This is a genomic window from Kribbella sp. NPDC026611, assembly GCF_040638345.1.
In the GTDB taxonomy this organism is placed as follows: Bacteria; Actinomycetota; Actinomycetes; order Propionibacteriales; family Kribbellaceae; genus Kribbella.
This window is the reverse complement of sequence record NZ_JBEZYC010000006.1, coordinates 88525-102973: the sequence shown is the minus strand read 5'-3', so window position 1 is coordinate 102973 and position 14449 is coordinate 88525. Positions and strand designations below refer to the sequence as shown.

Genomic DNA, 14449 nt, shown 5'->3' with positions numbered 1-14449 from the left:
TACCGCCGCGTCATGGCGAAGGAATCCACCGAGCTCCGCACGTATCCCGACGGCCCGATTCTGGTCCGCGGCGACTTCGAGCTCCTCGACGAGGACGGCAACCCGGTGCCGGTTCCGCGCCAGACGATTGCCCTCTGCCGTTGCGGCCGTACTGCGATCCCACCGTTCTGCGACGGCACGCACACAATCCGTCGGCGTACCTCGCGTGAATAGCGTGACCTGCCTCAGGCGGCGAACACCTCGGCCAGCCAGGGGACGACACGTCGCGGGCCGAGAGCACGGAGATGGTCGACGAGTGGATCGTCCAGGTACGAATAGGGCGCGGTGGCATCGATCAGGTCGTGCAGGCGATCACGGGTACTGCGAAGCTCGCCGGTCCGGAGATCCCGGAGTTGTCCGTGGACACCGTCGCGGAGTGCGGACCAGCGGTTCTCGGTGATCCGCCAGGTCGGTGCCGGCGGCAACCGTTCGCCCTGGTCCCATCGATCGGCCAACCGCCTGCCGAGTGCGTAGACGAAGTTGACGAGCGCGCTCGTTCGGTCGACCGTCGGTTGTACGTCGAGGACCCGCAGCTCGAGCGTGCCGAGTCGGAGGTGTGGCCGGAGCTCCCACCACCACTCGGACGCGTCGTCGATCGCACCGCCGCGGACTGCCCAGGTAAGGTCGTCGGCGAGCTCTTCCCAGGAGGAGATGATTGGCGGTATCCCCTGGCGCGGCAGTTCGGACGCGATCACCGGACGTACCGAACACAGGCCGGTATCGCGCCCGGCCGCGAACGGAGCGGCTCCGGCCAAGGCCGCCAACTCGGGAAGAAGCTCGCGCAGAGCGTGGTAGACGCCAAGCGTGCGATCCGCGTCGCCGAAGGCCAGGTGGACCTGCACCGACGAAACGAGCTGCCGGGTGACGATCGCGCGGTAGCGGTCGGCGAGCGCGGCGGCGCGGTCCGTGCGGGCGAGTGCGATCGGCCCGTCGACAAGGGGATGTACGGCCGCCGCGATGACTGCCAGGTCCGGATCGCACGTCGCGGCAATCAGCTTCCGGCATCCTCGCAACTCGTCGACGGCGTCCGCGGGGTTGTGGTGTACGCCGGTGGCGATCTCGAGCTGGCAGGCCGGGAGCTCCTGCTTGATCCGGGGATCGCCCGCGGCAGCGATCACCCCGGCGGCGTCGGCGGGCAGCCAGGAATCTCGGCGTACCACGAGCAACTCCTCCTCGAGCCCGACGGTTCCGTCGGTGGTGCTGGAGAAGAGCGACCGCAGCTGGGCGGCATCGAGCGTCGACACAGCGCGCCTCGGTACCCGCCGGCGACGCCCACAAACCCTGGTATGAGCGCGGGTACTGGGGCCGCATGGACGAGCTGCCCGCGAACCTGAAGCGCCCCGAGGGAGTCACCGACGCCACGGTCAAGGCGGTCGGCGCCGTCACCGAAGCGCTGGAAACCACCATCAGGGCTCGCGGCGCGCTCTACGAGTTCCACCAACTGACCGGCAAAGGCGACCAGGAAATCAAAGAAGCCATCACCCTCCTCCGGGAAGCCGGCCACCCCGAGCTCGCCGACGAACTGGAGACCAAAATCCTCGGCCGTAACGCCCTCGACCGGCGCTGGACCTTCCAAATCGTCGAAGACTACGACGGCACCTACTTCCGGCCCTTCGAAGCCGCGGAAAAGTCAATCCGCCAAGCCCTTCTCGACGGCCGCCGCCACCAACTGGAAGCCGAAATGAAAGCCGACGAACAAACTCCCGGCGAACCCGGCCACGGCTCCTAGTTCACAAACCCCTCCCGCTGGGTCTGCTCATCGGCAACACGCACGCCGTAGTGATAAGCCAGCTTCCCACCCAGCCACCCGGAGACCCCGAGCCCACCAAGCGCAATCACGGTCAGCACGAGCCCCAGAACGGTCGCTTCGTCATACTCACCGGCCGCCCGCACCGCGAAGTTGACCACGAACAACACGACCACTCCGAGGTTGATCACCATATGGGTAACCCCGGTCTTGAACGCCCGCGTCCCCCGCGGAATCCCCAGCAAATCCATCAACCCGAACACCGCCGCAAGCAGCGCCCCGACCACCCCAATCCCAATCAACCAGTAGGCGCCCTCAGCAAACGTCTCCTCCTCGGACCCCACCAACGCCACCACATCAAACACCAAACTCGCAACCCAAGCCCCAATAGGCACAGTCACCAAAACCGGATGAAACGGATGCCCATAAGGCCCCGCCAACCCATACCTCGGCCGCTTCGCCTGCTGCAACCCACTCTGCTGATTGTTCATAGCCGAACCTCCGAGCACTTCACACACCCCAGTAGGCCATCTCGGTGCCCGCCACCCAGCGTTACAAACCAGATGGCCCCGATCGTCGGGATTAACGGGCATCCTGTTAGCGACGCGTCAGGTGGTGGAGAGGTCAGGTCGGCAAGGCGGGGGAATCACGGGCTTACATGCCGACCTGACCGGCTAGTGGGTGCTGCTTTCGCGTTTGATCCGGGTGCGGAGGTCCTCGACGTCGGTTCTCGGGATGGTTGCTTCTGGGCTGGTGGCGAGCAGCACGTCGACGAAGGCCGCGGCCTCGCCAATCCCGCCGTCGAATCCCTCGCCGTACCCGCGATGCCACGGCGAGAAGCGAAGGAGCTTCAGTCCTACCGTCCGGAGCATCAGTCGCGAGGGTCGTGCCAGCCGCATTGTTCGTCTCCTTCGTCGAGCCACTCAGCTCCGGTCTCGTCCCGGTGGTAGCCGTGGTGATGACCGAGGACGCAGCTTCGCTTGGTCATGGGGTGCTTGCCGTCGCAGTCGAAGTCCTGGGCGCTGCGGAGAAGCGGCCATCCCTTGGAGTCCGTCTCGACGCCCCGCGTGTCGTTCATGTCTGCATCGTGGCGGTTACAGAACGTGATTTCGACCGTTCCCGTGTATCCCGGTCGCGCAGGATGCAGGGATACAAACGATGGGTGACACTGGTCGCGTGAGCTTCGGAGAGCTGCTTCGGGAGTATCGCGATCACCGCGGCTGGTCGCTCGGCGACCTGGCTCGTGCCACGCACTACAGCAGGTCGTACCTGAGCAACCTCGAGAACGGCAGGAAGGTCCCAACCGAGGATCTCGCCAGGACGGTCGACCAGGCTCTGAGGGCCAAGGGCGAGCTCATCTCGGCTGCTCGCCAGGAGGTCGCCGCGAAGCTGAACGACACTCCATGGCAGACGGCTGAACTCGTCTCCCGGATTCAGGCCTCGGACACGACGTCGAACACGATCGAGTCCCTTCATTCGACCATCGAGGAGCTCTGCTGCCAGTACAACCGCAGAGACGCCTTGGACCTGCGACGCGAAGCTCACGAGTGGCTGGGTCACGTCGGAGCCCTACTGAAACGCCCGATCGGCCTGAAGGCTCACACGGAACTCTTGGTGGCCGGCGGTTGGCTTGCCCTGCTGGCCGGGTGTGTCGAGTACGACCTCGGCATGGGTACGGCGGCTGAGTCGACGAGAGTCGCCGCAGTACAACTCGGCGTCGAAGCAGGTCATCCGGAGATCGTCGGCTGGGGTCACGAGATGACCGCCTGGTTCGCGCTGACCCAAGGCAGATTTCGCCAAGCCGTCGATGCGTCGCTCAAAGGCCAGGCCACGGCTCCGAACTCGTTCGTGACCGTCCAACTGATGGCGCAGGAAGCGAAGGCAAAGGCACGCCTCGGCCAATCCGGCCTTCATCACCTCCTGGAGACCGGCAGGGACCTGCTGACCCGCCTGCCGTACCCCGACCGCCCCGACAACCACTTCAAGGTAGACCCCGCAAAGTGGGACTACTACTCGATGGACATCCACCGCATGGCCGGCGACAACGACCAAGCGAGCGAGTACGCGCGCGGCGTCATCCACGACAACATCGCCCCCGACGGCACCGAAGTCAGCCCCATGAGAATCGCCGAGTGCCGCCTGACCCTGAGCTTCGTTGCCGGCCGCGACGGCGACCTGGAACAAGCCGTAGACCTAGGCAGACAGGGCCTGCGCGACGGCCGCCAAAGCAAAGTCCACCTACGCATGATCGCCAGCGAACTAGACCAAGAACTAAGACACCACTTCCCCCACGAAGGCCTAGTCAGCGACTTCGAAGAGGCCCTCCGAGCCGTCTGACCTCCGGCAAGCGCTTGAGCTCCGGCCTCATCTCCGACTCGGGTAGTCGCGGACGTCATCGGCGACCTCAGCACAGTCATCCATGCCGTACTTACGCAGGATCGCGCTGAGGTGAGACACATCAAAGCCTTCAATCGGTACGCCGCGACCTTGGGTCAGCTGCACCTCGGAGGCGACCGCGGGCTCACCGGGGAGGCAGGCGCAACAGCGTTGTTGGTCAACGTCTGTGGCTTCGTGGTGGTAGGAGGTTTCGACCGCTGGTGTCAAACGGCCGTCTAGCCTCAGTGTGTCGAGATCGGTTGACTCTGCGGCTGCTGCTTCTACCCTGTAGAGGTCCGGCCTGCTCGAACAGTCCGGACCTCCGCAGGCGAGTTGGTTGGCTCAGCAGTCGTTGTGCCAATGGCTTAGCACTGCGGCCAGGGCCAGGATCGTCCGCGTCGCATCCCATGCGCTCCTGAGGATCCTGGCCCACCTCCTCTTTGCTGGCTCCTCTGGTGGGTCGGCCATCCGGGCCTCCTTCGGTCGGTGGATGTAGTTCCCGGACAAGGGTCCGCCGATCGTTGCCGCACCCGCCCACCATCGCCACTCAATTGACCGAGAATTTACGTTCCGAAACAGACTTCTGAGCTCCAAGGCGCCATCTGTAATCCAATCCTCTCAACTATTTGTCCTAGGACAAATCTCCGGTACTCTGGCTTTGTCAACGAGAAGAGATACGAAACGAACGAAGACGTGCCCGAGACGGTGAAGGCGCATAGAGGCTCGATGCGCAGCGGTGGTCCAAGGGGCACGTGATCGTGCGCCGGGACTTCCGCATCGCCGCAGCGTTCTCGGAGTCCCTGACGACTGGCAATCGACGCACGACGGCCCCGGTTTCTGTGGGCCAGGAAGCATCGCCCCAACAGCAAGCAGTAGGCGACGGGTCCCGAGCAGGCTTACGGTCCCGGAGACCCAGCCCTCCGTTGTGATTCGCCTTGAGGGAAGGACATGCAGAATGCCGAACATCGGCTACGCCGTGCAGGTCGAGCTCGACCACCGCAGCACCAGCAATGGCGAGGTAGCTCGGATCCACGAGCGCTTCGACGACTGGGCCGTGAACGTCTCCGAGAACGTGGCTGGCTATATGGTGCTGCGGCTGACGGTGCCAGCCAATGGGCTCCGCCAGGCCGTGAGCACCGCGCTGACGCTCGTTGGCGACATCGCGCCGCCGATCGGCGTACATGCGCTACCCCTAGAGGTGCTCGAGCAGCGCGAGACGATCGGCGAGCTCCCGGAGCTGATCTCCGTGCCGAAGGCGGCCGAGCTGCTCAGCTTCACCCGGCAGAACGTCCTGCACCTGATCGACACCGGCAAGATCGACGCGATCAAGCCTGCACGCGACTACCTGATCGTCCGTGCCTCGCTGAGCAAGTTCTCCGCGGCCAAATTCGCCAAGGACTGATTAGAACAGCGGTTCGCCGACGCCGATCTGCGTCAGGGTTGCATCTGCCACGCTCACCCGCTGGCACTGTCTTCTGCAGCTGCATCTTGAAGCCGACAACCCCGGTCAGTCGGGCCTCGTCAGGTACGCTGGCGTGGTCGAGCTCAGCGAGGAACTTGCGCAGAAGGCCAGCCATGGTGGAACCCTGTCCTTCCACCGCTCACCACCTCCACCCCGGCCAACCATCCTCGTCCGGTCACAGCAGTTGCCGCTCGCCGAAGGCGGCAATAAACAACCAGCGCCAGTGCGGTCTTTTCCACACGCATCCCCGGTCTGTTCGGGTGACCAGGCCCGCCCGTCACCACCTCCCGCACCCGCCGGAGGCAGCAAAATCTGTCAGCGCGAACCGCTGTCCTTTCCGTGCGTACCAGCAGTTCGCTCGGGTGATCAGGTCCGCGCGTCACTACCTCCCGCTCCCGCCGGAGGCGGTAAACACAGCCAGGGCGAAGCCCTGTCCTTTCCGCGCGGGTCACCAGATGTTTGGGTGACCAGGTCTGCGCGACATCACCTCCCGCACCCGCCGAAGGCGGCAAAAGTCTGTCAGCGCGGAGCGCTGTCCTTTCCGTCCGTATCAGCAGTTGCTCGGGTGATCAGCCCCGCGCGTCACCACCTTCCGCACCCGCCGGAGGCGGTAAAAGAACTGCCAGCGCGGAGCGCTGTCCTTTCGCGGGGGCTGTCCGGGGTCGGGTGTCATGCATACGTGCTGACGGATGTCATGGGTGGGTTGTGATGGGTGATCGAGGAGCCGGAGGCGCAACCGCGGGAGGGTTTGGGTATGACGATGAGTAATGCGGTCAGCCTGCGGGGTGTGACCAAGAGGTATGGGGATGTGCAGGCCGTGGCTGGGGTGGATCTGACGATCCGGGCCGGTGAGGTGGTGGCTCTGCTCGGGCCCAATGGGGCTGGTAAGTCGACCACGATCGAGATGCTGCTGGGCCTGGTGAGGCCTGACCAGGGCGCCGTGCAGGTGTACGACGGAAGTCCGACTGAGGCCATCGCCAAAGGCCAGGTCGGGGTGATGCTGCAGAGCGGCGGCATCATCGAGGACGCGAAGGTGGGCGAACTGCTCAACCTCGTCGCCGGACTGCACAAGCACCCGATGCCGGTGCAGGAGGCGCTCGAGCAGGCCGGGATCGCCGACCTCACCAACCGCAAGATCAAGGCCCTGTCCGGCGGTCAGAAGCAGCGGGTGCGGTTCGCGATGGCGATCATCCCGCAGCCGGATCTGATCGTCCTCGACGAGCCGACGACCGGTATGGACGTCGAGTCGCGCCGGGACTTCTGGGCGTCGATGCACGCCGAGACCGCCCGCGGCCGGACGGTCCTGTTCGCCACCCATTACCTGGAGGAGGCGGACGCGTACGCCGACCGCGTCGTCCTGATGCGCAACGGCAAAGTAGTTGCCGACGGCACCGCTGCGCAGATCAAGGCGAGCGTCTCCGGCCGGACCATCCGCGCCACGATCCCCGGCGCCGATCTCGCTGCCCTCGCGTCGCTCCCCGGCGTACGCAATGTGGAGACCCGCGGGGACGTCGTACTGCTGCAGTGCGCGGACTCCGACGGCACCCTGCGCCACCTGCTCGACAACACCCGAGCCCATGACATCGAAGTGACGTCCGCCGACCTCGAGGACGCCGTCCTCGCCATCAGCGCGGCCGAAGAGGAGACCCTGGCATGAACCGCGACTACCTGATGTTCGACATCCGCCGGACCTTGCGGAACCGCAGGGTGCTGATCTTCTCGATCCTGATGCCGCTGATCCTGTTCGGCATCTTCGGTACGACGATCCCGAAGGACGCCCGCGAGGGCGGTATCTCCGCGGTCGCCTACGTGATGGTGAGTATGGCGATGTTCGGTTCGATGTCGGCCGCGATGAGCAGCGGCGGCGTGATCGCGACCGAACGCGACGGCGGCTGGAACCGGACGCTCCGCCTCACCCCGCTCAAGCCGCAGGCGTACGTCGTCAACAAGGTGATCCTGAGCCTGCTGCTCGCCGTCCCGCCGCTCATCGTCGTCTTCCTCTCCGGCGTCACCTTCGGTCACGTACACCTGAGCGCCGGCCAGTGGATGACGGTCGCGCTGGTGTCCTGGCTCGGCGCTCTCCCGTTCGCCGCGATCGGCCTGGTGATCGGGTACGTCGCGACGCCGGACAGCGTGCAGCCGATCACGGGGCTGAGCACCATGCTGATCGCTGCCTTCGGCGGCCTGTGGTACCCGGTCGAGCAGATGCCGTCGATCATGAAGCACATCGCCCAGCTCACCCCGGCGTACTGGACCGGGCTGACGTCGCGCAGCGCCCTGACCGAGAGCGGTGTCGACACCCAGGCCCTGCTCGTGGTGCTGGGCTGGACCCTGGTGCTCGGCTTCATCGGCCTCCGCCGCTTCCGCGCGGACACAGCCCGGGTCTGAGCACCAACCAGTACCGTGACCATCGTGAAGGCGAATCAGCCCCCCACCGTCCTGGACGGCATGGCCACGCGGATGGGCCGTGGCCCCGGCCGGTGGGCCTGGCTCGCCGGCGGGGTCTGGCTGTTCTACCTGAGCCAGCCGTTGACGCGGATCGCCAAGACGCAGAGCGGCGCGGTCGAGGTGCTCGGGTTCCTGAGCGTCTTCTTGTTCGGCGCAAGCTACCTCGGCTTCTTCATCCTGATGCGCCGGACCGCGCTCCAGGGCGTGATGCCGGGCTGGCAGCGCGGCGGCTACCTCGCGCTGATGCTGGGCCTCTGCCTGCTGATGCTCCCGACCGCGGGGCAGACAGCTCTGACCGGCCTGGTCTACATCGGCTCGGTCGCGATGATGCTCCTCGACCTCCGGTACGCCGTTGCCTTCGTCGCCCTGCTGCTCGGTGGTGCCGAGGTGTCGATGCGCGTCGTCCCGGGCTGGACGGACGACGGCAGCTACGGGTTCGCAGTCTTCCTCGGCGCCCTCGCCGTCTTCGGCATGCGCCGCGCGATCCAGCGCAGCATCGAGCTGACCGCGGCCCGCGAGGACATTGCCAAGCTCGCTGTCCAGGAGGAACGCAATCGCTTCGCCCGCGACCTGCACGACATCCTCGGCCACTCGCTGACCGTCATCACGGTCAAGGCCGAGCTCGCCGGCAAGCTGATCGAGGCCAACCCGGCCCGCGCTGCCGCGGAGGTGGCCGACGTCGAAGGGCTCGCCCGGGCGGCGCTGGCCGACGTACGGGCGGCCGTCGCCGGATACCGCGAGCTGAGCCTCGCTGGTGAACTGGTCGCCGCCAAGGCCGCGCTCCAGGCGGCCGAGATCAAGCCCGACCTGCCGACCACGATCGACGTCGTCCCCGAGGAGAACCGCGAGCTGTTCGCGTGGGTGATCCGCGAGGGCGTGACGAACGTCGTCCGGCACTCCGGCGCGAAGCGCTGCACGATCAAGTTCAAGGCGGACCGGATCGAGGTCCTCGACGACGGCAAGGGCCCGACTCCCGGCGGTGGAGCGTCCGGTCACGGGTTGATGGGACTGCGCGAGCGGGCGAACCAGGCCGACGCGAGCGTACAGATCGGCCAGGCGCCCGGCGGCGGGTTCCGGCTGGCTGTCAAGGTAGGTCCGTGAGCACCTTCAAGGTAGGCCTGTGAGCACTCTCGAGGTAGACCAGTGAGCATCCGATTGTTGATCGCCGACGACCAGGCGCTGGTCCGGGGCGCGCTGGCCGCCCTGCTCGACCTCGAGCCCGACCTCGAGGTGGTGTCCGAGGTCGGCCGCGGCGACGAGGTGATCGATGCAGCGCGCGAGACCAAGCCGGACGTAGCCCTCCTGGACGTCGAAATGCCCGGTCTGGACGGCATCGAGGCGGCCGCCGCCCTCCGCAAGGCCGTACCCGGCGTCCGGGTGCTGATGGTGACCACGTTCGGCCGCCCTGGGTACCTGCGCCGCGCGATGGAGGCCGGCGCCGCCGGGTTCGTCGTCAAGGACACCCCCGCGACCCAGCTCGCGGACGCGGTACGGCGGGTGCACCAGGGGCTCCGCGTGGTCGACCCGTCACTCGCCGCCGAGACCCTGGTCGCCGGCACGAGCCCGCTCACCGCCCGGGAGTCCGACGTACTGCGAGCTGCCCGCGAGGGCGGCACCGTGGCCGACATCGCCAAGGACCTGCACCTGTCCGAAGGCACTGTCCGTAACCATCTCTCCGCCGCCATCGGCAAGACCGGCGCCCGAACCCGCGCCGAGGCCGCCCGGATCGCCGTCGACAACGGGTGGCTCTGATCGAAGCACTCGTCTTGCCCAGGCTTCGCGATTAGTCTTTGTCGCGGGGAGGGATGTGCGATGTCGATCGAGCAGTTCAGCGTTCGGGGGCGGTTGGCGGACACCGGGGAGGGCATCACCAGCGACGAGTTGCAGCTGGCGGCGCGCAACCACGGCATGCCGATGGAGGGTCTGCGGTACGACGTGACGCCGCCGGGACTGCACTACGTCCTGGTGCACTACGACATTCCGGCAACGAACGCGTCCACGTGGCGGCTGAGCCTGGACGGGTGCGTCGAGCAACCGCTGTCGTTCGGGCTGACCGAGTTGCGGGCGATGGGACGCCGTACCGTCCGGGTCACGCTCGAGTGCGCGGGCAACGGCCGGGCCGCGTTGCAGCCGCGACCGATCAGCCAGCCGTGGCTGAGCGAGGCCGTCGGTACGGCGGAGTGGACCGGCGTGCTGCTGTCCGACCTGCTCCGGCTGGCCGGGATCCGCGAGGACGCCGTGGACGTCGTGTTCACCGGCGCAGATCACGGTGTGGAGCGCGGTGTCGAGCAGGATTACCAACGCGGGCTGAGCGTGGCCGAGGCGATCGACTCCGGTGCGATCGTGGCCTGGGAGATGAACGGCGCACCGCTGCCGCCGCAGCACGGCTACCCGCTGCGTCTCGTCGTGCCCGGCTGGTACGGGATGGCGAGCGTGAAGTGGCTGCGGTCGATCGAGCTGATCGACCACCAGTTCGCCGGATTCCAGAACGCGGTCGCGTACGTGATTCGTCAGACCCCTGACGATCCGGGCCGCGCGGTGACGCGGATCGAGCCGCGGGCGCTGCTGGTCCCGCCGGGTTTCCCGGACTTCATGAGCCGCCACAGGTTCGTTGCCGCAGGCACCGTTCCGCTGTTCGGCCGGGCCTGGTCCGGTTGGGCGCCGATCGAGCGGGTCGAGGTCAGCACCGACGCCGGCGTGAACTGGCACGAGGCCAAACTGGATGCCCCCGGCAACGACGACCTCGCCTGGCGGGCGTTCGCGTACGACTGGGAGGCGACGCCGGGCGAACACGTGCTCACGGTGCGCGCGTACGACGCCAGCGGCCGGGAGCAGCCGATCGAGGCGGACTGGAACCGCGGCGGCTTCGCCAACAACACCGCGCAGCGGGTCAGCGTGCTCGTGACCTGAATCTCCGCGTGTCGCTCAAAGCCCAGGCCGTTCCCGCGGCACATCCTGAAGAAGTACACGGTTCTCACTTCCAGGAGTGGTGCGGTGAACGACCTTCAGCTTCATGCGCGGATCTTCCGGACCGCCGGCGAGTGGTACGCCGACGTCGACGACGAGCTCGATCCCCAGCCCGACAGCCCGCTCTGGTGGGGCTCCTACGCCTCCCAGCAGGCCGCGCTCGACGCCGCCTGCACCCGGATTGCGACGATGCGGCTGGACCTCGCGGGTTAGCTCACCACTGCAGCGGGCGGCCGTCGCGGAAGAAGCCGCCGGTCGGTCCGTCGTCGGGGAGCTCGACGCCCCACAGCACGCTGGCCGCGCCGTCGCGGACCGGACGACCGCCTTGGCCCATGTCGGTGTCGGTCCAGCCGGGGCAGATCGCGTTCACCAGGATGCGGTCGCGGCGGAGCTCGCCCGCGAGCAGTCGCGTCATCGCGTTCAGCGCTGCCTTCGACACGCTGTACGCCGGCGCACCGCCGGTCATCCGGTTCAGCGAACCGCCCTCGCTGGAAACGTTGACGATCCGCGGGTGCTCGCTTCGCCGCAGCAACGGCAGGAATGCCTGACACACCCGCCACGCGCCGAACAGGTTGGTCTCGAGTGCCTCGTGGACGGTCCCGAGATCGGTCGACACCGCCCACGAGCCGCTGTCGTACAGGATCGCGGCGTTGTTCACCACCGCGTCGACCTGATCGAACCGGCTCGCCACCCACTCCGCCGCCGCAGTGACCTCGTCCGGCTTGCTCACGTCCAGCTGCACCGGAATCATCCGGTCCGTCGCACGCACAGAGGCGAGCGAGCGGACGCCGAGCAGGACCATCCACCCCTTCCGATGCAGCTGGGCGCTGAGCTCAGCGCCGATCCCACGACTTGCTCCGGTGACCAGGGCGACCTGCATCCGGCCATGATGTCACTCCGGTCGGTTGTCGGACGTACCGCCGACCTCGTAGGGCGTCGTGATGCCTTCGTACATCAGGTGGGTCATCAGGCCCTGCGACGCGTGCGGCAGGTTGTGGCAGTGGTCCATCCACAGGCCGGGATTGTCGGCGACGAAGGCGATCTCGTAGGTCTCCTTGTTGCCGACCTCGAGGCTGTCGACCCACCACGGCGAGCCGGACGCCGGTACGCCGTTGCGCGACAGCACGACCGCGTGATGACCGTGCAGGTGCATCGGGTGCGCCTGGCCGCTGGTGTTCGAGATCTTCATCCGGACCGTGTCGCCCAGCGCCACCATGAACATCGGCACGTCCGGGAACTTGTGCCCGTTGATCGTCCACCACAGCCCCGGCTTCCCGTCCAGGAACCCGACCCGGCGGCCGATCCGGTACTCGAAGGTCCGGTCCGCACGGGCCGGGTCGAAACCGATCGGTCCTGGCGTGCCGTACGTCAGCGGGTCAACCGTGTCCGCCGGCAAGTCCGCCGGCGCAGGATCGACCGGACCGATTCCTAGCGATAACGCCGTCGCACCGGCCACGAACCACATCCCGCCGGCGGGCACGACCGCCTCGAGATCCACCCGTCCACCGGCAGCCAACGCATAAGCAGCCGTCACGGCCGTCGGACCATGTACGTCGCGCCCGTCCACGGCGACCACCTTGTACGGCGTCCCGACCAGCCCGATCCGCAGGATCGCGTTGTCGGTGTTGATCACCCGTACGCGCGCCGTCGTACCAGCGGCGAGGTCGACGCGGGAAGATCCGGTCCGCCCGTTGATCGTCCGCTTGCCGTCGTACGTGTGGATCGCCGCGATCACCTCGCCAGGAGCCGCCGGCGCGATCACGATCGTGCCGAAGAGCCCGCCCTTGACCTCGTCGCTCGACACCTGGTGCGAGTGGTACCAGTACGTGCCGGCGTGCGTTGCCTTGAACCGGTACACCTGCTTCCCACCCACCGGTACGGCGTTCTGCGTGACCCCGGCGACACCGTCCTCCGCGTTCGGTACGTCGATCCCGTGCCAGTGGAGCGTGGCGCCGTCCTTCACGGACTCGTTGACGAACGTCACCTGCACGAGGTCACCCACGCGCGCCCGGATCAGCGGACCGGGCGACGTCCCGTTCACCGTGTAGCCGTCGACAGTCTCGCCGGACGCGAGTTGGTACTTCTGTTGGCGCGCAGTCAGTGTCACGTCGACGTTCGGCGTACCGGTCGCTGGGCCGGTCAGGTCCGCGACGCTCGTCCCTCCGGCGCTGTGGTCGTGTCCGGTCGACGGGCCGCCGCCGTAGTCGGCGTACCCCATGGCGGCCGGGTTGTACTTGCTGGGGACCAGGCTGGTCGCCCAGAGGTACCCGAGCGGTACGAGTACCGCCAGGGCCACTCCTAGGGCGACCAGCCGACCCCACCGGCGCTTCTCGACCTCAGGCACTGGTCACAGGCTGGTTCGGTACGGCGGCTCGCCGACCGGCCGCGCTGGCGACGGCGGCGACCGCCAGACCGTTGATCGCGTGGAGCACCCCGAGCGCGGGCAGCCCGAACGACACCACCGCGAGCAGGAACTGCAGCGCCACCAGCCCGACCACGATCGCGGCCAGCATGCGCCCGCGCGGTACGTCGGTCAGGAACGACACGATCAGGAACACGATCGCGAGCAGGCCGATCACCATGCCGGCGATGCTGTGGTAGGTCTGCCCGAAGTTGCTGTAATCGGCGCCGATCGTGGTCCCGTCGTCGGCGTCCTTCGCGATGGTGAACCCGGACAGCGCGATCGAGGCGATCTGCAGGACGACGGCGATGGCGATCGCCATGCCCAGGAACCGGTACGCCGCCCTCATGCCCGTCGCTCCATCTTCCGCTTCCGCACGATCAACACACCCGCCACCACCAGCAGAACCGGCAACACCGGCGGATGCCCACCAAACGCCACACATCCAATGGAGAGCATCACGCCCAACACTCCAAGCGCGATCAGCAACGGAAGCGGCATGCGGCTGAAGAACCCCCGCCCAGCCCACTGCGGACCCGGACCGAATCCCCTACCCGCCTGACCGCCCCGCCCGCCCGGTCCCGTTCCACCAGAAGTACTTCCCGCTGCCGCCCACGGTGGGGTGGAGGTGCCTGCTGCCGACCAGGGTGCGCCGGAGCCCCGGTCTCCGGGGGTGCTGCCGGGGGCCGTCCACGGGGGTTTGCGCCAGCCCCACGGGCCGGACCAGGCCTCGTTGTCGCCGGCGGCGGCTTGCTGGGGGCCTGGGAGGTCGGTGAAGAGTGCGGTCAGGTCGGCGTCGGTTTTGGCTTTGAGGGCCTTCTCGACCCGCTCGGAGTGCTCCTCCGCGCTCAGCCGGCCGGCTTCGTAGTGCTGGCCCAAGCGGGTGACGGCTTCTTCGCGTTCGTTGTCGCCGATGCGGAGCGGTCCGCCCGGTCTTTCGTCGTTCATGACAACTCCTCGGTGCTCGAAGTCCTGCAATGTGCACCAAGCGTGTCGTCCGAACCCCCGG

Annotated in this window: 18 protein-coding genes; 10 read left to right on the top strand and 8 right to left on the bottom strand. The window is 67.3% G+C overall.

The genetic code is table 11. From position 1 onward, the window contains the following. Positions 1-12: 12 nt before the first annotated feature. A complete protein-coding gene (locus AB0E69_RS24735) occupies positions 13-213 on the top strand; it encodes a CDGSH iron-sulfur domain-containing protein (RefSeq protein ID WP_360150417.1) in 201 nt (66 codons plus the stop codon). A gap of 11 nt (positions 214-224) precedes the next feature. On the opposite strand, the gene AB0E69_RS24730 is transcribed toward AB0E69_RS24735, so the two are convergent. After that, positions 225-1283 carry a YbdK family carboxylate-amine ligase gene (locus AB0E69_RS24730; protein ID WP_360150415.1) on the bottom strand — a complete coding sequence of 353 codons (1059 nt, stop codon included), beginning with the start codon at positions 1281-1283 and terminating at the stop codon, positions 225-227. Between the two features lie 65 nt (positions 1284-1348). On the opposite strand from AB0E69_RS24730, the gene AB0E69_RS24725 reads away from it, so the two are divergent. Next, positions 1349-1768, top strand: coding sequence for a hypothetical protein (locus AB0E69_RS24725; RefSeq protein WP_360150412.1), 420 nt, complete (start codon positions 1349-1351; stop codon positions 1766-1768). Here the strand turns inward: AB0E69_RS24725 and AB0E69_RS24720 are convergent. From AB0E69_RS24720 to AB0E69_RS24710, 3 genes are all read right to left on the bottom strand, one after another. Further along, positions 1765-2277, bottom strand: coding sequence for a DUF2231 domain-containing protein (locus AB0E69_RS24720; protein WP_360150409.1), 513 nt, complete (start codon positions 2275-2277; stop codon positions 1765-1767). The two genes, AB0E69_RS24725 and AB0E69_RS24720, sit on opposite strands and share 4 nt — an antisense overlap. Before the next feature lie 183 nt (positions 2278-2460). Beyond that, complete coding sequence (locus AB0E69_RS24715) at positions 2461-2658, bottom strand: hypothetical protein (protein ID WP_360150406.1); 198 nt, start codon at positions 2656-2658, stop codon at positions 2461-2463. After that, entirely contained in the window at positions 2658-2864 is a 207-nt protein-coding gene (locus AB0E69_RS24710; RefSeq protein WP_360150403.1) for a hypothetical protein, read from the bottom strand. Before AB0E69_RS24710 ends, AB0E69_RS24715 begins: the two co-directional genes overlap by 1 nt. 98 nt (positions 2865-2962) lie before the next feature. Between AB0E69_RS24710 and AB0E69_RS24705 the strand changes: the two genes are divergently transcribed. The 8 genes from AB0E69_RS24705 (at position 2963) to AB0E69_RS24670 (ending at position 11252) form a co-directional block, all read left to right on the top strand. Then, positions 2963-4123 carry a helix-turn-helix transcriptional regulator gene (locus AB0E69_RS24705; protein ID WP_360150400.1) on the top strand — a complete coding sequence of 387 codons (1161 nt, stop codon included), beginning with the start codon at positions 2963-2965 and terminating at the stop codon, positions 4121-4123. Positions 4124-5117: 994 nt separating this feature from the next. Next, positions 5118-5564, top strand: coding sequence for a helix-turn-helix domain-containing protein (locus AB0E69_RS24700; protein WP_360150397.1), 447 nt, complete (start codon positions 5118-5120; stop codon positions 5562-5564). A gap of 814 nt (positions 5565-6378) precedes the next feature. Further along, on the top strand, positions 6379-7281 hold the full coding sequence (locus tag AB0E69_RS24695; protein WP_360150394.1) for an ABC transporter ATP-binding protein: 903 nt from the start codon (positions 6379-6381) through the stop codon (positions 7279-7281). After that, positions 7278-8012: an ABC transporter permease gene (locus AB0E69_RS24690; RefSeq protein ID WP_360150391.1), complete on the top strand. Its 735-nt coding sequence runs from the start codon at positions 7278-7280 to the stop codon at positions 8010-8012. Before AB0E69_RS24695 ends, AB0E69_RS24690 begins: the two co-directional genes overlap by 4 nt. A gap of 24 nt (positions 8013-8036) precedes the next feature. After that, positions 8037-9173, top strand: a complete 1137-nt coding sequence (locus AB0E69_RS24685) for a sensor histidine kinase (RefSeq protein WP_360150388.1) — start codon at positions 8037-8039, stop codon at positions 9171-9173. Positions 9174-9215: 42 nt separating this feature from the next. Next, a complete protein-coding gene (locus AB0E69_RS24680; RefSeq protein WP_360150385.1) occupies positions 9216-9824 on the top strand; it encodes a response regulator transcription factor in 609 nt (202 codons plus the stop codon). Positions 9825-9884: 60 nt separating this feature from the next. Further along, complete coding sequence (locus tag AB0E69_RS24675; protein ID WP_360150382.1) at positions 9885-10982, top strand: sulfite oxidase; 1098 nt, start codon at positions 9885-9887, stop codon at positions 10980-10982. Between the two features lie 84 nt (positions 10983-11066). Then, positions 11067-11252, top strand: coding sequence for a hypothetical protein (locus AB0E69_RS24670; RefSeq protein WP_360150379.1), 186 nt, complete (start codon positions 11067-11069; stop codon positions 11250-11252). Between the two features lies 1 nt (position 11253). Here AB0E69_RS24670 and AB0E69_RS24665 read toward each other — a convergent pair whose 3' ends face one another. Genes AB0E69_RS24665 through AB0E69_RS24650 form a run of 4 tightly spaced genes read right to left on the bottom strand, consistent with a single transcriptional unit; the run spans position 11254 to position 14388 of the window. Next, positions 11254-11919 (bottom strand): SDR family NAD(P)-dependent oxidoreductase, encoded by a 666-nt coding sequence (locus tag AB0E69_RS24665; protein ID WP_360150376.1) that lies wholly within the window; start codon positions 11917-11919, stop codon positions 11254-11256. A 12-nt stretch (positions 11920-11931) separates the two neighbouring features. Then, positions 11932-13383: a multicopper oxidase family protein gene (locus AB0E69_RS24660; protein WP_360150373.1), complete on the bottom strand. Its 1452-nt coding sequence runs from the start codon at positions 13381-13383 to the stop codon at positions 11932-11934. Next, the gene (locus AB0E69_RS24655; protein ID WP_360150370.1) at positions 13376-13789 is read right to left on the bottom strand and encodes a hypothetical protein; all 414 of its coding nucleotides are present in this window, start codon (positions 13787-13789) and stop codon (positions 13376-13378) included. Before AB0E69_RS24655 ends, AB0E69_RS24660 begins: the two co-directional genes overlap by 8 nt. Continuing rightward, positions 13786-14388 carry a DUF1707 domain-containing protein gene (locus AB0E69_RS24650; protein ID WP_360150367.1) on the bottom strand — a complete coding sequence of 201 codons (603 nt, stop codon included), beginning with the start codon at positions 14386-14388 and terminating at the stop codon, positions 13786-13788. The genes AB0E69_RS24655 and AB0E69_RS24650 overlap by 4 nt, the downstream gene beginning before the upstream one ends. Positions 14389-14449: the final 61 nt, after the last annotated feature.